Origin of the sequence: Geodermatophilus maliterrae (assembly GCF_041018925.1) — a bacterium.
Taxonomy (GTDB): domain Bacteria; phylum Actinomycetota; class Actinomycetes; order Mycobacteriales; family Geodermatophilaceae; genus Geodermatophilus; species Geodermatophilus maliterrae.
The window spans coordinates 25,309-40,822 of record NZ_JBFNXQ010000043.1; the positions used below are offsets into that span (position 1 = coordinate 25,309).

Below are 15,514 nucleotides of genomic sequence, written 5' to 3' on the forward strand. Positions count from 1 at the left end.
GTCCGCGCGTGTCCCGTGCACGAACCCGATGATCAACCCCGGCGGCGTCGCGGGGCAGGCCGCCACTCCAGCGTCCAGGTCTCCCCCACCGCCAGGGACCGCCAGCGCCGGGCGGCGTCGGCGAGGGCGGCCGCCGCGGCGGTGAGCCGGTCGGGCGGGAGGCCCAGCGCGGACGCCTCGCCGGGGAGCACCTCGGCGCCGCGGGCGGAGCGGCCCACCAGGTCGGCCAGCCCCTCGGCCCGCTGGATCGCCGCCGACCGCTCGCGCGTGAGCCGCGCCGACCGCTCGGCCGCGTGCGGCGGCTGCCGGCCCGAGACGTGCCGCATGCTCCGCCAGACGACGCCGTCGGCCACGCAGCCCCAGATCCCGTCGGCGACGTCCAGCTCGGTCTCGACCAGCGCGTGCACCAGGTCGTGCGGCAGGTCGGCCCCTCCCCCGGCGCCCCGCATCGCGAAGACGACGCCGTCGTCCCGCTCGACGCGGGTCTCCACCGGCCGCCGGTCGGCCATCCGGGAGAAGGTCATCCGCACCCCTCCAGGGTGGCCGGGCCGGCAACCCGTTTCACCACGTCGCGATCTGCCCCCGGGGCCGCCCGACCCGACCCCCCGCGTGCGCCGCAGGTCAGGCGGGCACGGGCTCCCGGCAGCCGGAGGCGAGCGCGCGCTGCACCGCGGCGAGCACGACGACGACGTCGCGGGCGAAGCCGACGTCGAGCGCGGACGCCCCGCCGGTCAGCGCGGCCGCGGACAGCTCGGCGACCGCCGCGCGGTGCGCCTCGACGACCGCCAGGTCGTCGCGCTCGGGCAGCAGCACCAGCCGGCCGGCGTCGCCGTGCACGGTCACCTCCACGCCGCCGGCCATCGGCGCCACCGTCGACGACAGCGTCACCGTGCTCGCCGCCCCGGAGGCGTGCTGCAGGACCAGGTGCACGGTGTCCCCGCGGCCGGCGCCGGCCTGCACCGAGACGACCGGGCCCAGCGTCGGCACGAGCAGCCCGAGCGCGTGCGGGCCGACGTCCCACAGCGCCCCGTGCTCGCGCCGCCAGGCCGTGTCGAACGGGCTCCCGGCCAGGGAGCCCATCCAGCTCACCGCGCCGCCGGCGAGCGGGGCGCGCGCGGCCTGCTCGAGCCACGTGGCCGTGGCGGGGCGGAACCGGTCGGTGAAGAAGACGACGGAGGCGACCCCGGCCGCGCGGACGGCGTCGACCACGCGGTCGGCGTCGGCGACGGTGAACCCGATGGGCTTCTCCAGCAGCAGGTGCCTCCCGGCCCCGGCGGCGCGCTCCGCGAGCCCGACCTGCACGTCGGGCGGCACGGCCACCGAGACCGCGTCGACGTCGGCGAGCAGCGCGTCGAGGTCGTCGGTGCCGGGGACGTCGAACTCCGCCCCCGCGGCGGCGGCCTTGGCGGCGTCACGGCCCCAGAAGCCGACGAGCTCGGCGTCGTCGGCGCCGGCGATCGAGGTCGCGTGCACCTGCGTGGCCCAGAAGCCGGTGCCGAGGACGGCGAGGCGCACGGTCAGACCGCGCCGAACTGGCGGTCCCCGGCGTCGCCCAGGCCGGGGACGATGTAGGCCCTGTCGTCGAGCCCCTCGTCGACGCTGGCGGTGAACACCCGCAGCGGCAGCCCGCTCCGCTCCAGGCGCTCCAGGCCGACCGGGGCGGCCAGGGCGCACAGCACGGTGATCTCGGTGGCGCCGCGGTCGGTCAGCAGCGTGCAGCAGTGCACCAGCGACCCGCCGGTGGCCAGCATCGGGTCGAGGACGAACACGTGCCGGCCGACCAGCGTCTCGGGCAGCGAGGCCATGTAGGCCTCCGGCTGGAAGGTCACCTCGTTGCGGGCCAGGCCGACGAAGCCCATCTGCGACTCCGGCAGCATCCCGTGCGCGGTGTCGGCCATGCCCAGGCCCGCCCGCAGCACCGGCACGATCAGCGGTGGTGCGGCCAGCCGGTAGCCGGTGGTCCCGGTGACCGGCGTGGTGATCGGCTCCTCGGCCACCACGAGGTCGCGGGTGGCCTCGTAGACCAGCATCTGGGTCAGCTCGCGCAGCGCGGCCCGGAACGCGGCGTTGTCGGTCCGCTCGTCGCGCATGCGCGACAGGCGGGCACGGGCCAGCGGGTGGTCGACGACGGTCAGCTGCACGCGGGCCACCGTATCGGCCGCCCGGTCCTCACCTCACGGCCTCGGCACCTCGGCACGCCTCCAGGCCCAGGGCCTCCGCGACCGGGCCTCGCGGGCACGTCAGGTACTGGGCCCGGATGGACGGGCTGCTGTCCAGGCGCTCGAGGAACGCCGGCACCGACTCGTCCCAGTACTGCTCGTAGGCGGGGAGCGGCCGCCCCATCACCGCGCGCTGGATCTCCAAGGACCCGGTCGGCAGGGACGAGGCCACGGCCGCGACGCCGACCACGGTCACCGCGACCCGGCCGACCAGCCTGGTGGGCCGGGCCGTCCCCCGCAGCAGGCCGATCCAGGCCAGCACGTTCAGCGCCATGAGGGCCGGCAGCGACGCCCGCATCGCGAGGTCGTTGAACTCGCCGAACCTGAGGACCGGCAGCACGAGCAGGACCAGCAGCACGGGCACGAGCGCCGACCTGTAGCGGCCGGCCAGGCAGGCCAGGACGACCCACAGCCCGATCTCCACGGCGAGGAAGAAGGCGTAGCCCCGGGGACCGATCCCCGACATCGACAGCTGCTGCTCACCGCCGACGAAGCTCAGGAAGAGCGCCACCGGGACCAGGGCCAGCCCGAGGCAGACCTCCACCCAGAGGGACCGCCACCGCAGCGGCACGCGCTGCACGGCGGACCGGAGGAGCAACGCCCCCAGGAGCACCGCGCCCCCGATCACGGCGAAGGGCGACCACAGCGCCGACAGGCCGACGGCGAACAGCACGGCGCGACCGTCCCGCCACCGCTTCGCGGGCCAGGCCCGGACGAACAGTGCCCCGATGAGCCACGACGGGATGGCGTGCTGGGGCACCCAGCACAGCGCCGTGATGTTGCCGCTGTACTGCACGAACACCCCGTTGGACGGGAACCACCACTCGGTGGGGACGGTGCTGCCGGAGGCGATCACGGCACCCAGCACGTCGGCTCCACCGAACACCACCAGCGCGACGGCTGCCGTCAGGGCTCGTCGTCCCCGGGCGAAGAAGCCACTGACCAGCGTGAGCACCAGCGCGTACCCCAGGGCGATCCACACGAGGAGGGCGGCATGGGCGAGGAGGACGGACCCGCCGGCCGCCTTGGCCATCGCCGCCGCCGGCAGGTAGAGGCCGAAGCTGTAGACCAGGGACGAGTTCCCCGCTCCCTCGTACGTGACCGGCCACGACATCGTCGTCAGGTCGTGGAGCAGGGCGTTGTGCTTGTTCCAGTCCCAGGGCGGGTCCACGACCCCGACGGCTCCGCCGAGGAACGCCAGCACGAGGGCAAGGACGACGACGAAGGCCACCTCGCCCCAGCGGAGGCTGATCACCCCGCCGGGCGTCTCGGAGCGGTCCGGGGAGTGCCGGGCGGACGCGGCGGACACCAGTGCGGCCACGAGGAGGACCGCGGCGGCCGCCCCCGCGACGGTGTGCAGGTAGACCGCGAGGAGCAGGACCGGTAGGCCCAGGTAGGCGAGCACGGCGGTCACGAGGGCGTCGGTGCGGACGTCGAGCGTCCGCGTCCCGGCCGCCTCCACCGCTGCGCCCGAGGCGGTCGGGAGGGGCATCTGGGCTCCGCCTGTCGTCCTCGCGGTCACGCGTGTCCACCGTCCTGCTCGTCGTGCTGGAGGAGAGGTCCCTCGAGGGACCTCCTCGGGGAGTCGGGTCGGGTGCCGTGCCGCCTCGTGGGCGGGTCCTGCGGAGCTCGTGAGCGGGCGTGCCCAGGGGTCCCACCCGCCGACGCGTGGGTCCGGGCCCGAGCAGGCCCTCTCGTGCGGTGCCGGGTCACGCCGGACGATCGACGTGGCCCGGCACGGACCGCGGACGGGCTGCACGAGCTGCCGGCTCGGGGCCGCCGGCCGGCGCGGGGTGACCCACCGGCGTCCTCGCGTCGCTCAGGACCCGCTACCCGGGTGAGCGGTCAGCGGAAGTACTGCTGCACGACCCGGCGAGCCATCGCCACGGCATAGCTCTGGCCGCGGTCCTGGGGGTAGATCTGCGACATCGTCGCGAGCACGACCCCGGGCATCGACGTCTCGTGCGGGGGGATGGACTCCCGGTAGGCCGGGGTGACCACGGGCTGGGCGAACCCGGCCCGCGAGAAGTGCCAGTTCTTCACCCAGGAGAGCTCGAAGTCGGGGTTGAGGCGCTTGAGCCAGGGCTCGTACCGCTCGAGCAGCTCGGCCGGGTCGGTGGTGAAGCGCCAGTCGTCGCGCGGGACGTAGTTGCCGACGTAGACGACGTGCCGGCCGCCGTAGTCCCCCGTCGGCACCATCCTCGTGTGCTCGACGACGGCCAGGAACGGGAAGGACGGGTCGTTGACGTTGAGCCAGTAGTAGGGGATGACGCTGCGGTCGCACTCGAGCACGAAGCACGTGGCCCCCAGGTACTCCGCGCGCTGCAGGACGTCGTCGGCCGGGGCTCCGGTGGCCTGGGCGAACGCCGGCTGGGGGACGGTGACGAGGACCCGGTCGTACTCGTAGCGCGCGCCGTCCTCGGTGTGCACCTCCACCGGCCCGTCCGCGTCCGGCTGCGCGATCCGGGCCAGTCGCTTGCCCGTCTCGACCTTGCCCCCGCGCTCCTGCACGGCGCGCAGCAGCCCGGTGTAGACCTGGTGGAAGCCCCCGTCGAGGTACCCGAGCTTGAACGTGCGGAAGTGCACCCGCGCCCAGAGCCAGGCCATCGAGATCTCCGGGGCACGCGCACCGAACTTGCCGATGAGCAGGGGTTCCCAGATGACGTCGGTCGCCCGCCGCCCGGCCCAGCGTCGCACCCACTCGAGGGCGCGCCGGTCCCCGAACCGCTCTCCGTTGCGGACCGCCTTGAGCGCGGCCGAGGACGCCCCGAAGCGGATCCGGTCCCGCAGCCGCAGCGGCGGGAAGGCGAGCATCTGCGCGGGCGTGGAGAAGTCGTGCAGGGCGCCGTCGTGGTAGATGCCGGTCGTGGTGGCGTGGAAGCGCAGCTTCGGGGACAGGCCGAGCTCGTCGATCAGGTCGATCATCGCGCGGTCGGTGCCGAAGATGTGGTGGTAGTAGCGCTCGAGCGGAGTGCCCTGCACCTCCAGCGACCCGGCCAGTCCGCCGATCTCGTCCGCACCCTCGAGCACCGTGACGTCGTGGCCGTCCGCGGCCAGGTCGTACGCCGCGGTCAGACCCGTCGCGCCGGCGCCGATGATGCCGATCTTCATCGAAAGCTCCATCTCTTGTTCAGCAGGAACTGCAGGACGGCGACGACCGGCAGCGACACGACCTTGACCACGTTGGCGTCGACACCCAGCCACGTGTGGAAGACCAGCAGCAGCACGGCCACGAGTCCGATGCCGATCAAGCCCACCGCGTAGAAGCGGAGGAACCGGCGCAGCATCCCGTCGCGCTTGCGGAAGTTCAGGAAGCTGTTGAGCAGGAAGTTGTTCGTGATGCCCGCCGACGTGCTGACCACCGTCGCGAGCTGCTCGTGGACCCCGAGGCCGTTGTACAGCAGCAGGAAGAGGACCAGGTCCAGCAGGACCCCGGAGACCCCGATCAGCTGGTAGAGGATGAAGCTCCGGTACTGCTGCCAGAGCTCACGCGCCGGTCTCCTGAGCCCGCTCGCCTCCGTGGCCACGCCCGACCACCTCCTGGACGATGTAGAGAGGTCGCGCCTGCACCTCGGTGTAGATCCGCCCGACGTAGGACCCGATCACCCCGAGCGACAGCATCTGCACACCACCGAGGAACAGCACCATGATCATCAGGAGCGTCCACCCGGGGACCGAGATCTCCGGCAGGAAGAGACGGATGACGAGGGCGTAGACGATCCCCAGGAGCGCGAGCACCACGGTCGCCACACCCAGCCGCGTGATCAGCTTCAGCGGGACGGTGGAGAAGCTGGTCACACCGTCGGCGGCCAGGCGCAGCATCTTGGTCAGGGGGTAGTGCGTGGACCCGGCGACCCGCTCGTCGCGGTTGAACGGGACGGCCACCTGCTCGAACCCCAGCGAGGCCACGAGCCCCCGCACGAACCGGTTGCGCTCCCTGTGGGACCGCAGCAGGTCGGTGGTCGTGCGGTCCATCAACCGGAAGTCACCTGTGTCCACGGGGATGTCGATGTCGGCGAACCTGCGCAGCACGCGGTAGTAGGCGTGCGCGGTGAGCCGCTTGACCGCGGTGTCCTTGCGGGTGCGTCGCTGCGCGTACACGATCTGCGCGCCGGACTCCCAGGCCGAGATGAGCTCGAGGCTGACCTCGGGGGGGTCTTGCAGGTCGGTGTCCATCACGATCACGGCGTCGCCGTCGGCACTGTCGAGACCGGCGGTGATGGCCATCTGGTGACCGAAGTTGCGGGACAGGTCGAGCACCTTGACCGCCTCGCAGGACGCGGCCAGCTCGCGGAGGATCTCCAGCGACCCGTCACGGGAGCCGTCGTTCACGTACACGAACTGGAAGTCCAGGTCGGGACGGGCCCGGGTGGCCGCCACCAACCGGCTGTGGAACTCGCGGATGCCGTCCGCCTCGTTGTACACGGGCAACACGTACGAGACGAGTCGCCGCCGCGACGGCTCGCTCGCCAGGTCCCGTTCTCCGCCAACGTGCTGGCGATCGATGGCAGGGGTCGCCACTACGGTCTCCCGTCGCTCTCGGCCGTCACTGGCAGGCCGGGTCCTCCGAGCCCGTCGTGCTGACAGGACAACGAAACTAGACGAGGCGCGGCGACCGCGGGCGGTCGGCCTCGGCCGGAGCGGGGTCCCGGGGCCTCACCGGTCCCCCTGCCAGCCCCACAGCCACACCTCGCCCGTCGTCCGGTCGTAGGCGTCCCGGGCCATCGCGTAGTCCAGCACCACCACGCTCCCCCACTCCTCCTGGGGTGCGCCGGCCAGCCTGCTCGGCACCTCCTGCCGGGCAGCGAGGGTGACACCGGCGAAGCTCCCGCCCTGACCGGGGGCGTAGGCGATCCCGGCCACGTCGGCGTAGGCACCGGGGGCCGCCAGCAGCACGTCCGGGGTCTGCGCCAGACCGTCGGCCACCACCGGGATGTCACGCACGCAGGGCACGTGCCACGACAGCGGCCAGTCCGGGAGGACGGTCCCCCGGCCGGTGAGGAAGTCCTGGAGCCCCTCGGCCGTCCGCACCCGCGGCCCGGTCACGGCCAGCCAGCCGCCGGCGTCCGTGGCGGCGTCCGTGGCCAGGACGCGGACCGCGTCCGCGGTGGCGGGGACGGCGTCGGCGCCGACGGCCAGCGGGCGCCACGCAGGCCGGCCCTCCGGCCCGTCCCCGAGCGGACGGCGTTCGAGCGCCGTCACCGCCTCGCCGCCGTCGGACCGACCGAACTCCAGCTCCAGCCGGTTGGCGCCGGCGGTCCGGCCGGCCACGGACACGGCGACGTCCTGGTCGTCGGCCAGCTCCGGCAGGGGGACCCACGGACTGGTCAGGGTGCCGGTCGCCAGCTCACCGCCGGCGAGGCTCCCCCACAGGTCCGTGGCCGGCCCCGTGCCGGGAGGAGCGGGCGGCGGGGAGGACGGCGGGTACCCGCCGCCGCTCACGAAGCCGTCCGCCGACCCCTCGCCGATCGCCGGGCCCAGCGGCCCGCCGGGGTCGTCGACGAGGACCTCCACGGCCTCCGCCACCCCGCACGTCCCGCCGGTCAGGCTCGCCAGGTTCACCTCGGTCAGCGAGTAGCCGCCGGCCGCGGCCTGTCGCAGGGGCGCCACGGTGAAGCTCCCGAGGAGCAGCACGACCGCGGCGACGAGGGCGGTCGCGGTGAGCAGCACCGGCGACAGGACGGCGGCGGTCGCGGCGCTCCCCTGGCCGGGCCGCCGCCGCAGCCGGACGAGGACGACCGCGGCGACGGCCGCGACCACGAGCCACGTCACGGGGTTGTGGAGGGGGATCCCGAGGGGGCGGACCGCCACGTCCTGGTACGGCAGGCCGTAGTTCGAGTACAGGAACCACGCGTTCGGCCCCGAGAAGGCCAGTGCGGTCGCCAGCGCGAGCAGCCCGGCGCCGACCAGTCCGATGGCGACGACCCCGCGGTCGCGCGACCGCTCGCGGGCGACCCGGACCAGCAGGGCGCCGGCCACGACCACGAAGGGTGCGGCCAGCCCGACCATCGAGCCGAAGTGGTGCGTCCACTTCGACGGGGTCACGGCCAGGAGCACGAAGCCCAGCGCGGTCGAGGCCGCCAGGAGGTGCGCCTCCGGGAACACCCTCGGCTCCCGCGTCCGTCGGGCGAGCAGCAGGGCGACGACGACCAGCAGCACGAGGGTGAGGACCACCGGCAGCCGCTTGGTGGCGGTGCCCTGACCACCGGCGACGCTCAGCAGCACGGCGTACCGCGTGACCTCCTCGTACCAGGCCAGGTTCGGCCCGATCAGCGTGTGCAGCTCCGTGGCCTTGGCGACCCCGTGCCACGACTGGTCGGCGAACATCAGCACCAGCCCGCTGCTCGCGATGCAGCCCAGCAGTGCCGCGAGGCCGGCCGTCGACACCCACGAGCCTCCGGCGTCGTCGGCGCGCAGCGTCCGCCAGATCCGGGGCAGCAGCACCAGTACGGGCGCGAGGACGACGACGCTCGACGGCGTGATCGCCAGCGCCACCCCGGCCACCAGGGCCGCCGCCGCGACCGCCGGCAGCGGACGGCGCGCGCCCGGGGTGGTGCCGCGCAGGAGCAGCGCGAGGACGGTCGCCGTGGCCAGCGCGACGAAGGGCTCGGGACGCACGCCGAGGTCGAACGGCAGCCACCAGGCCAGGAAGCACAGGGCGGCCGACCACCGGACGACGCCGCCCCGGCTCGGGCGGGGGAGGACGGCGCCGAGCACGCCCCGGCTGACCACGAACCACGTGGCGACCCCGGCCAGGTAGCTGGGCAGGCGCAGCCACACCGGCTCGGTCGTCATCGCGACGATGGGTCGGACGATGTGCTGCACCAGCGTGAACGGCGCCTCGGACGCGTTGAACCAGTGGTAGTAGTTGCCGATGTCACCGCTGACCAGGGCGTTGCGGACGGTCATCGTCGCGTAGCCGTCGTCGTCGGTCTGGGGCGCGATGAGGACCCACGCCGACAGGACGGACACCACGGCGACGTCGCACAGCACCCGGAGGGCCCGTCCGGGGACGCGTTCCCGCGCGGGGCGGACCGCGCGCGGCCCCCGCCGCACCAGGAGGGCGACGGAGAGCAGGACGAGCAGCGCGTGGGCGCCGGTGACCGCCAGCTTGAGCCCGCTGGGCCGGCTCTCGAACCACGTGCGCGTGCGGGCGGTGACGCTCGTGTCGGCCGCCTGGCCGGGGGCCAGGTCGGTGACGAAGGCGAAGACCTCCGGGACCGGCTCCCCCGGCAGCGCCGTCGGTGGGCCCGATCCGGCGGACACCGTCGTGGCCGTGTCGTCGGAGTCCACCCGGACGTCGCACCCCGTCGCGCCCGGTGTCTCCTCACGGACGAGACGCCCGTTGACTAGCACGCGCAGCTGCCCGGCCTCGGTGTCGACGACGAGACCGGAGGTCGACCCACCCTCGGGCACCACCGTGGTGGCCACGAGCGTCGTGCGCTCCGGGCTGCCCAGGGCCGCCTGGACCGCGCGGCACGGGATCTCCACGTGCAGCTCGGCCGGCCGGTAGGGCACGAAGAAGGCGGTGGTGGAGACGGGCTGCTGCCCGGCCGCGGGCCAGCTGACCACCGTCCGGTCGGCCACCACCGGTGCCAGCGGCAGCGCCAGGGCGAGGGCGATGCCGAGGAGTCCCACCAGGAGGGACACCACGGCCCGCAGCCGGCCCCGAGGAGCCGGGGGGCGCCCGTCGGCGACGGGCTCGTCCAGAGCGTCTTCCGCGGCCGGCGACAGAGTCCTCGACACCCGGTGCCTCTCGGTGAGGGGGCGGTTTGGGGCAGGCTAGCCGACACCCCGGCGTCCGCCGGGCGGCGAACGCGGGGACGGCGTGCGCACGAGCCGTGCGGAACCGACCCGCACCCGACCGGGTGTGCGCCGTCCGGTGCGGGACCGAGCGGGGAGACAATGCCCGCATGACCCACGTGCTCGACCCCGGGGTGCTGGCTGCCGGGACCCGGCCCGGCCCGGGGCCCGGGACGACGTTCGACGACGTGACCCGCTCGGACGCCGCCCTCCGCGCCTTCCTGCACGGCCTGCCCGGTGTCGACCAGGTCGGCGCGGAGCAGCGCGCCGCCACGCTCGGCACCCGCTCGATCAAGACCACGGCCAAGGCCTGGGCGATCGACACCGCCATCTCGATGGTCGACCTGACCACCCTCGAGGGCGCCGACACCCCGGGGAAGGTACGCTCACTGGCCGCCAAGGCCCGCCGTCCCGACCCCACCGACCCGACCTGCCCCGCGGTGGCCGCCGTCTGCGTGTACGGGGACCTGGCCGGCGTGGCGGAGGAGGCACTGGCCGGCAGCGGCGTCAAGGTCGCCGCCGTCGCCACCGCCTTCCCCAGCGGCCGGGCCAGCCGCGCGGTCAAGCTCGCCGACGTCCGCGACGCGGTGGCCGGCGGCGCCGACGAGATCGACATGGTGATCGACCGCGGCGCCTTCCTGGCCGGCCGCTACCTCGACGTCCTCGACGAGATCGTCGCGGTCAAGGAGGCCTGCGGGACCGCGCACCTGAAGGTCATCCTCGAGACCGGCGAGCTGGTCACCTACGACAACGCCCGCCGCGCGTCCTGGCTGGCGATGCTCGCCGGCGGCGACTTCATCAAGACCTCCACCGGGAAGACCTCCCCCGCCGCGACGCTGCCGGTCTGCCTGGTGATGCTCGAGGCGGTCCGGGACTTCCGCGCCGCTACCGGGCGTCAGGTCGGCGTCAAGCCCGCCGGCGGCATCCGGACGACGAAGGACGCGATCAAGCACCTGGTGCTGGTCAACGAGACCGCCGGGGGCGACTGGCTGTCCCCCGACTGGTTCCGCATCGGCGCCTCCGGCCTGCTCAACGACCTGCTCCTGCAGCGGCAGAAGCTGCGCACCGGCCACTACTCCGGCCCCGACCACGTGAGCGTCGACTGACAATGACCAGCACCCTCTCCGGCCCGTTCGAGTACGCCCCCGCCCCCGAGTCGCGGTCGATCGTCGACGTCGCCCCCTCCTACGGCCTGTTCGTCGACGGCGAGTTCGTCGACGGCTCCGGCGAGCCGATGAAGACGGTCAACCCGGCCACCGAGGAGGTCCTCTCCGAGGTCGCCGTCGGCACCGACGTCGACGTCGACCGCGCCGTCCGGGCCGCGCGTCGTGCGTTCACCCGCGTGTGGGGGCCGATGCGTCCCGCCGACCGCGGCAAGTACCTGTTCCGCATCGCCCGGCTGCTGCAGGAGCGGGCGCGGGAGTTCGCCGTCCTGGAGTCACTGGACAACGGCAAGCCGATCCGCGAGTCCCGCGACGTCGACGTCCCCCTGGCCGCGGCGCACTTCTTCTACCACGCCGGGTGGGCCGACAAGCTCGAGTACGCAGGTCACGGGCCCGACCCGCGCCCGCACGGCGTCGCCGGACAGGTCATCCCGTGGAACTTCCCGCTGCTGATGCTGGCGTGGAAGGTGGCCCCGGCGCTGGCCACCGGCAACACCGTCGTCCTCAAGCCGGCCGAGACCACCCCGCTGACCGCACTGCTGTTCGCCGAGGTCTGCCGGCAGGCCGACCTGCCGCCCGGGGTGGTCAACGTCGTCACCGGCGCCGGCGAGACCGGCCGGGCCGTCGTCGAGCACGCCGACGTCGACAAGGTCGCGTTCACCGGGTCGACCGAGGTGGGCCGCTCGATCGCCCGCGCGGTGGCCGGCACCCGCAAGGTGCTGACCCTGGAGCTGGGCGGCAAGGCGGCCAACATCGTCTTCGACGACGCCCCGATCGACCAGGCCGTCGAGGGCATCGTGCGCGGCATCTTCTTCAACCAGGGCCACGTGTGCTGCGCGGGCTCGCGGCTGCTGGTGCAGGAGAACGTGCACGACGAGGTCATCGCCTCGCTGCAGCGGCGCATCGGCACGCTGCGGGTGGGCGACCCGCTGGACAAGAACACCGACGTCGGCGCGATCAACTCCGCCGAGCAGCTGACCCGCATCCGGGAGCTGTCGGAGATCGGCGAGGCCGAAGGGGCGCACCGCTGGCAGCCGGCCTGCGAGCTGCCCGACCGCGGGTACTGGTTCCCGCCGACGGTGTTCACCGACGTCTCCCCCGCCCACCGCATCGCCCGCGACGAGGTGTTCGGGCCGGTGCTGTCGGTGCTGACCTTCCGGACGCCGGACGAGGCGGTCGCCAAGGCGAACAACTCCACCTACGGGCTGTCGGCCGGCGTCTGGACGGAGAAGGGCTCGCGGATCCTGGCGATCACCGACCGGCTGCGCGCCGGCGTGGTGTGGGCCAACACGTTCAACGAGTTCGACCCGACGTCGCCCTTCGGCGGCTACAAGCAGTCCGGCTACGGCCGCGAGGGCGGCCGGCAGGGCCTGGCCGCCTACCTGAGGAACGGGAGCTGACAGCGAGTGAGCACCACAGCGAGCGCCGGCGAGCGAGCGCAGGAGCGACCCGTGGAAGGGGCCTCCCACTGATGTCGGACCGCCTGGCCGTCCGCAAGACGTTCAAGCTCTACCTGGGCGGCGCCTTCCCGCGCTCGGAGTCCGGCCGCACGTACGCGGTCACCGACCACCGGGGCGGCTTCCTGGCCAACGCCGCGCACGCCTCCCGCAAGGACGCCCGCGACGCCGTCGTCGCCGCCCGCGCCGCCTTCGGCACGTGGTCGCGCGCCACCGCCTACAACCGAGGCCAGGTGCTCTACCGGGTGGCCGAGGTCATGGAGGGCCGGCACGCGCAGTTCTGCGAGGAGGTCGCCGCCGGTGAGGGGCTGTCGGCCGGTCGGGCGCGGGCCGCCGTCGACGCCGCCGTCGACCGGTGGGTCTGGTACGCCGGGTGGACCGACAAGCTCGCCGCCGTCCTCGGCAGCGCCAACCCGGTGGCCGGGCCGTTCTTCGACTTCTCGCTGCCCGAGCCCACCGGCGTCGTCGCCGTCCTGGCCCCGCAGCGGTCCTCGCTGCTCGGCCTGGTCAGCGTGCTCGCCCCGGTGCTGGCGAGCGGCAACACCGCCGTCGTGGTGACGTCGCGGGAGCGGCCGCTGCCGGCGGTCACCCTCGGCGAGGTGCTGGCCACCAGCGACGTCCCCGGCGGTGTGGTCAACCTGCTCACCGGCGACGCCGCGGAGCTGGGACCGTGGCTGGCCGAGCACGACGACGTCGACGCCGTCGACCTGACCGGCGCCCCGCCGGCGCAGGCGATGGAGCTCGAGCGGCTGGCCGCCGGCAGCATCAAGCGGGTGCTGCGCCCGCCGGCCGAGGAGCCGGACTGGACCGCCGACCCGGGGCTGTCCCGGATGACGCCGTTCCTCGAGACCAAGACCGTCTGGCACCCGAAGGGCGTGTGAGGGAGGACCGCTCCCCGGACCCCCTCGCACGCCCGGGGCACCCCGGGGAGGGGCCGATCCGAACGGGGAGTCCTGCCACCTGGGGTCGCGGTCATCGGCGGACCGGGCAGGATGGGCCCGTGGCCAGGCCCAGCATCGTCCCGATCGCCCTCACCGTCGACGACCGCACCGGCTACACCCTGTGGGCGCCGCCGTGGGAGGAGGACGGCGAGGAGTGGCAGGCCTTCCTCGGCACCTCCGAGGGCGACACGGCCACCGTGCACCTCTTCCCCACCCCGGCCGCGCTGGCCGCGTTCTGCCGCACCGGCCGGGACCACGACCTGGCCGACCACCCGGTCTGGCCGGTCGTGACCGAACTGGGCGCTGCCGACCTCACCCCGGACGACGACCACCGCTACGACCTCGACGGTGTCTACGACATCGCCGCCGAGAACCCCGACCGCTGGGCGGTCGAGGAGCTGGCGGCCACCATCGACATCGTCAGCCGGCTGGCCGAGTGCCTGGACACCGCCGGCGCCGACGAGGACGACGAGCCCGTGGCCCGCCGGCCCGCCGGCCGCGACGCCGCCGACGGTGACCCCACGGACGACCTCGCGGACGAGGCCGCGGACGACGACACCGACGACACCGAGTTCCCGGCGCTGGCCGAACTGGTCGCGCGGCCGGAGATCGGGTCGCTCGGCCTGGGGGTGGAGGCCTTCGTCGGCCGCTCGGGCGAGGACGCCTGGGTCGGCGTGGGCGGGGCGCTGGACGACCTGTGGGAGGACGTCCTCGAGGAGCTCTCCGCGCACCTGGACTGGACCGGTGCCGGCACCACCACCCTCGACGCCTACCCCTCGGTGGCCGAGGACGAGGACGACCTGGACGACGACCTCGACGAGGACGACACCGACGACGACACCGACGCCGCCGTCGGCACCGATGACCGGGGCGCGCAGCAGACGGTGGCCGTGGGCCCGGACGTCTCCGGCGACCGGCCGGCGGGCGGCTCGACGGCGGCCGCCCCCGCGGAGGCCGCGGAGGCCGCGGCGGCCGGCGTGAGCACCATCCGCGGCGGCAGCCGGATCACCGCGACCCCGGCCGCGGTGGCGGCGGCCGCGGAGTTCTGGGAGGCGGTCGGCATCCTGCCGGTGGAGATCGTCGTCCCCGAGGGCGCCGGGGTCACCCTGCGCTGCTACGTCGAGGACGTGGCCCGCTTCCTGGGCCGCGACGGCGAGGTGTTCCTGTTCGACACCCCGGTCGACCTGGCCCGCTTCTGCGCCGGCGACGAGCAGCACGACCTCACCGAGATCGCCTCCTGGCCGGAGGTCGCCGACACCGACACCCTGCCCCTGCCGGCCGAGCAGGACCGCTACGACCTCACCGAGCTGTCCGAGGTGCTCGCCGAGGTCGCCGGTGGCGCTGCCGGCCTGGTCGACCACCGGGTGTTCGCCCAGCCGGTCGAGGGCGTGCGGGACGTCGCCGAGTACGCCGGGCTCAGCCGGGTCGACGAGCTGCTCGCGCCGGGCGCGCCACTGGGCCGGGCGGTGGCCCGCGCCGAGGGCGACCCGGGTGCGCCCCTGCCCGCGGAGGACGCCGCCGCGCTGCGCAGCGCGTGGGACGAGGTCGTCACCCAGGTCGGCAGCGCGCTGGTCTTCCGCCACTGAGGGGGGACCTCTCTGCCCGTCCCTCGCGAGCTCGCGGCGGGACCCGGGAGGGGGGCCACGGGCCGTCGTGCTCTGCTCCGCATGCGGGGCAGGGCACGACTGTGCGCAGGAGGTGGTCCTCCCGGGCCCGGACGCACCGGCGGCCGGCCCCGGGAGGACCCGGGACCGGCCGCCGGTGCCGTGAAGGGTGGTGCGTCGGTCAGTCGCGCACCGGGGCCGGGCGGTCGGGCCGCCCGCCGCGGGGACCCTCGGCCGGGCCGCGGGACCGGTCCCGGTCGCCGTACGGACGGCGCGGGCGCTCACCCTCCCCGACGGGACGCCGCGGCCGGTCACCGTCGCGGCGGG

General features: G+C 74.5%; 12 protein-coding genes. 4 read left to right on the forward strand and 8 right to left on the reverse strand.

All coding sequences use genetic code 11. The features are described 5' to 3' along the window. Positions 1 to 32 precede the first annotated feature (32 nt). From ABQ292_RS14360 to ABQ292_RS14395, 8 genes are all read right to left on the reverse strand, one after another. A complete protein-coding gene (locus ABQ292_RS14360) occupies positions 33 to 524 on the reverse strand; it encodes a hypothetical protein (RefSeq protein WP_369207481.1) in 492 nt (163 codons plus the stop codon). Positions 525 to 621: 97 nt separating this feature from the next. Next, entirely contained in the window at positions 622 to 1,515 is an 894-nt protein-coding gene (locus tag ABQ292_RS14365; protein WP_369207483.1) for a Gfo/Idh/MocA family protein, read from the reverse strand. A 2-nt stretch (positions 1,516 to 1,517) separates the two neighbouring features. Continuing rightward, entirely contained in the window at positions 1,518 to 2,141 is a 624-nt protein-coding gene (gene upp / locus ABQ292_RS14370; protein ID WP_369207485.1) for a uracil phosphoribosyltransferase, read from the reverse strand. Between the two features lie 28 nt (positions 2,142 to 2,169). Further along, positions 2,170 to 3,711, reverse strand: a complete 1,542-nt coding sequence (locus ABQ292_RS14375; RefSeq protein WP_369207487.1) for a hypothetical protein — start codon at positions 3,709 to 3,711, stop codon at positions 2,170 to 2,172. 353 nt (positions 3,712 to 4,064) lie between these two features. Then, positions 4,065 to 5,330 (reverse strand): NAD(P)/FAD-dependent oxidoreductase, encoded by a 1,266-nt coding sequence (locus ABQ292_RS14380; protein WP_369207489.1) that lies wholly within the window; start codon positions 5,328 to 5,330, stop codon positions 4,065 to 4,067. Then, a complete protein-coding gene (locus ABQ292_RS14385; RefSeq protein WP_369207491.1) occupies positions 5,327 to 5,746 on the reverse strand; it encodes a GtrA family protein in 420 nt (139 codons plus the stop codon). The genes ABQ292_RS14380 and ABQ292_RS14385 overlap by 4 nt, the downstream gene beginning before the upstream one ends. Next, the gene (locus ABQ292_RS14390; protein WP_369207493.1) at positions 5,706 to 6,740 is read right to left on the reverse strand and encodes a glycosyltransferase family 2 protein; all 1,035 of its coding nucleotides are present in this window, start codon (positions 6,738 to 6,740) and stop codon (positions 5,706 to 5,708) included. Before ABQ292_RS14390 ends, ABQ292_RS14385 begins: the two co-directional genes overlap by 41 nt. Positions 6,741 to 6,875: 135 nt before the next feature. Continuing rightward, positions 6,876 to 9,872, reverse strand: coding sequence for an arabinosyltransferase domain-containing protein (locus ABQ292_RS14395; protein WP_369207495.1), 2,997 nt, complete (start codon positions 9,870 to 9,872; stop codon positions 6,876 to 6,878). Positions 9,873 to 10,132: 260 nt separating this feature from the next. Between ABQ292_RS14395 and deoC the strand changes: the two genes are divergently transcribed. The 4 genes from deoC to ABQ292_RS14415 all read left to right on the forward strand — a co-directional run bounded on the left by deoC (position 10,133) and on the right by ABQ292_RS14415 (position 15,169). Beyond that, positions 10,133 to 11,128, forward strand: a complete 996-nt coding sequence (gene deoC / locus ABQ292_RS14400) for a deoxyribose-phosphate aldolase (RefSeq protein WP_369207497.1) — start codon at positions 10,133 to 10,135, stop codon at positions 11,126 to 11,128. 2 nt (positions 11,129 to 11,130) lie between these two features. After that, complete coding sequence (locus ABQ292_RS14405) at positions 11,131 to 12,585, forward strand: aldehyde dehydrogenase family protein (protein WP_369207499.1); 1,455 nt, start codon at positions 11,131 to 11,133, stop codon at positions 12,583 to 12,585. 71 nt (positions 12,586 to 12,656) lie between these two features. Continuing rightward, the gene (locus tag ABQ292_RS14410) at positions 12,657 to 13,523 is read left to right on the forward strand and encodes an aldehyde dehydrogenase family protein (protein WP_369207501.1); all 867 of its coding nucleotides are present in this window, start codon (positions 12,657 to 12,659) and stop codon (positions 13,521 to 13,523) included. A gap of 119 nt (positions 13,524 to 13,642) precedes the next feature. Further along, complete coding sequence (locus ABQ292_RS14415) at positions 13,643 to 15,169, forward strand: SatS C-terminal domain-containing protein (RefSeq protein ID WP_369207503.1); 1,527 nt, start codon at positions 13,643 to 13,645, stop codon at positions 15,167 to 15,169. Positions 15,170 to 15,514: the final 345 nt, after the last annotated feature.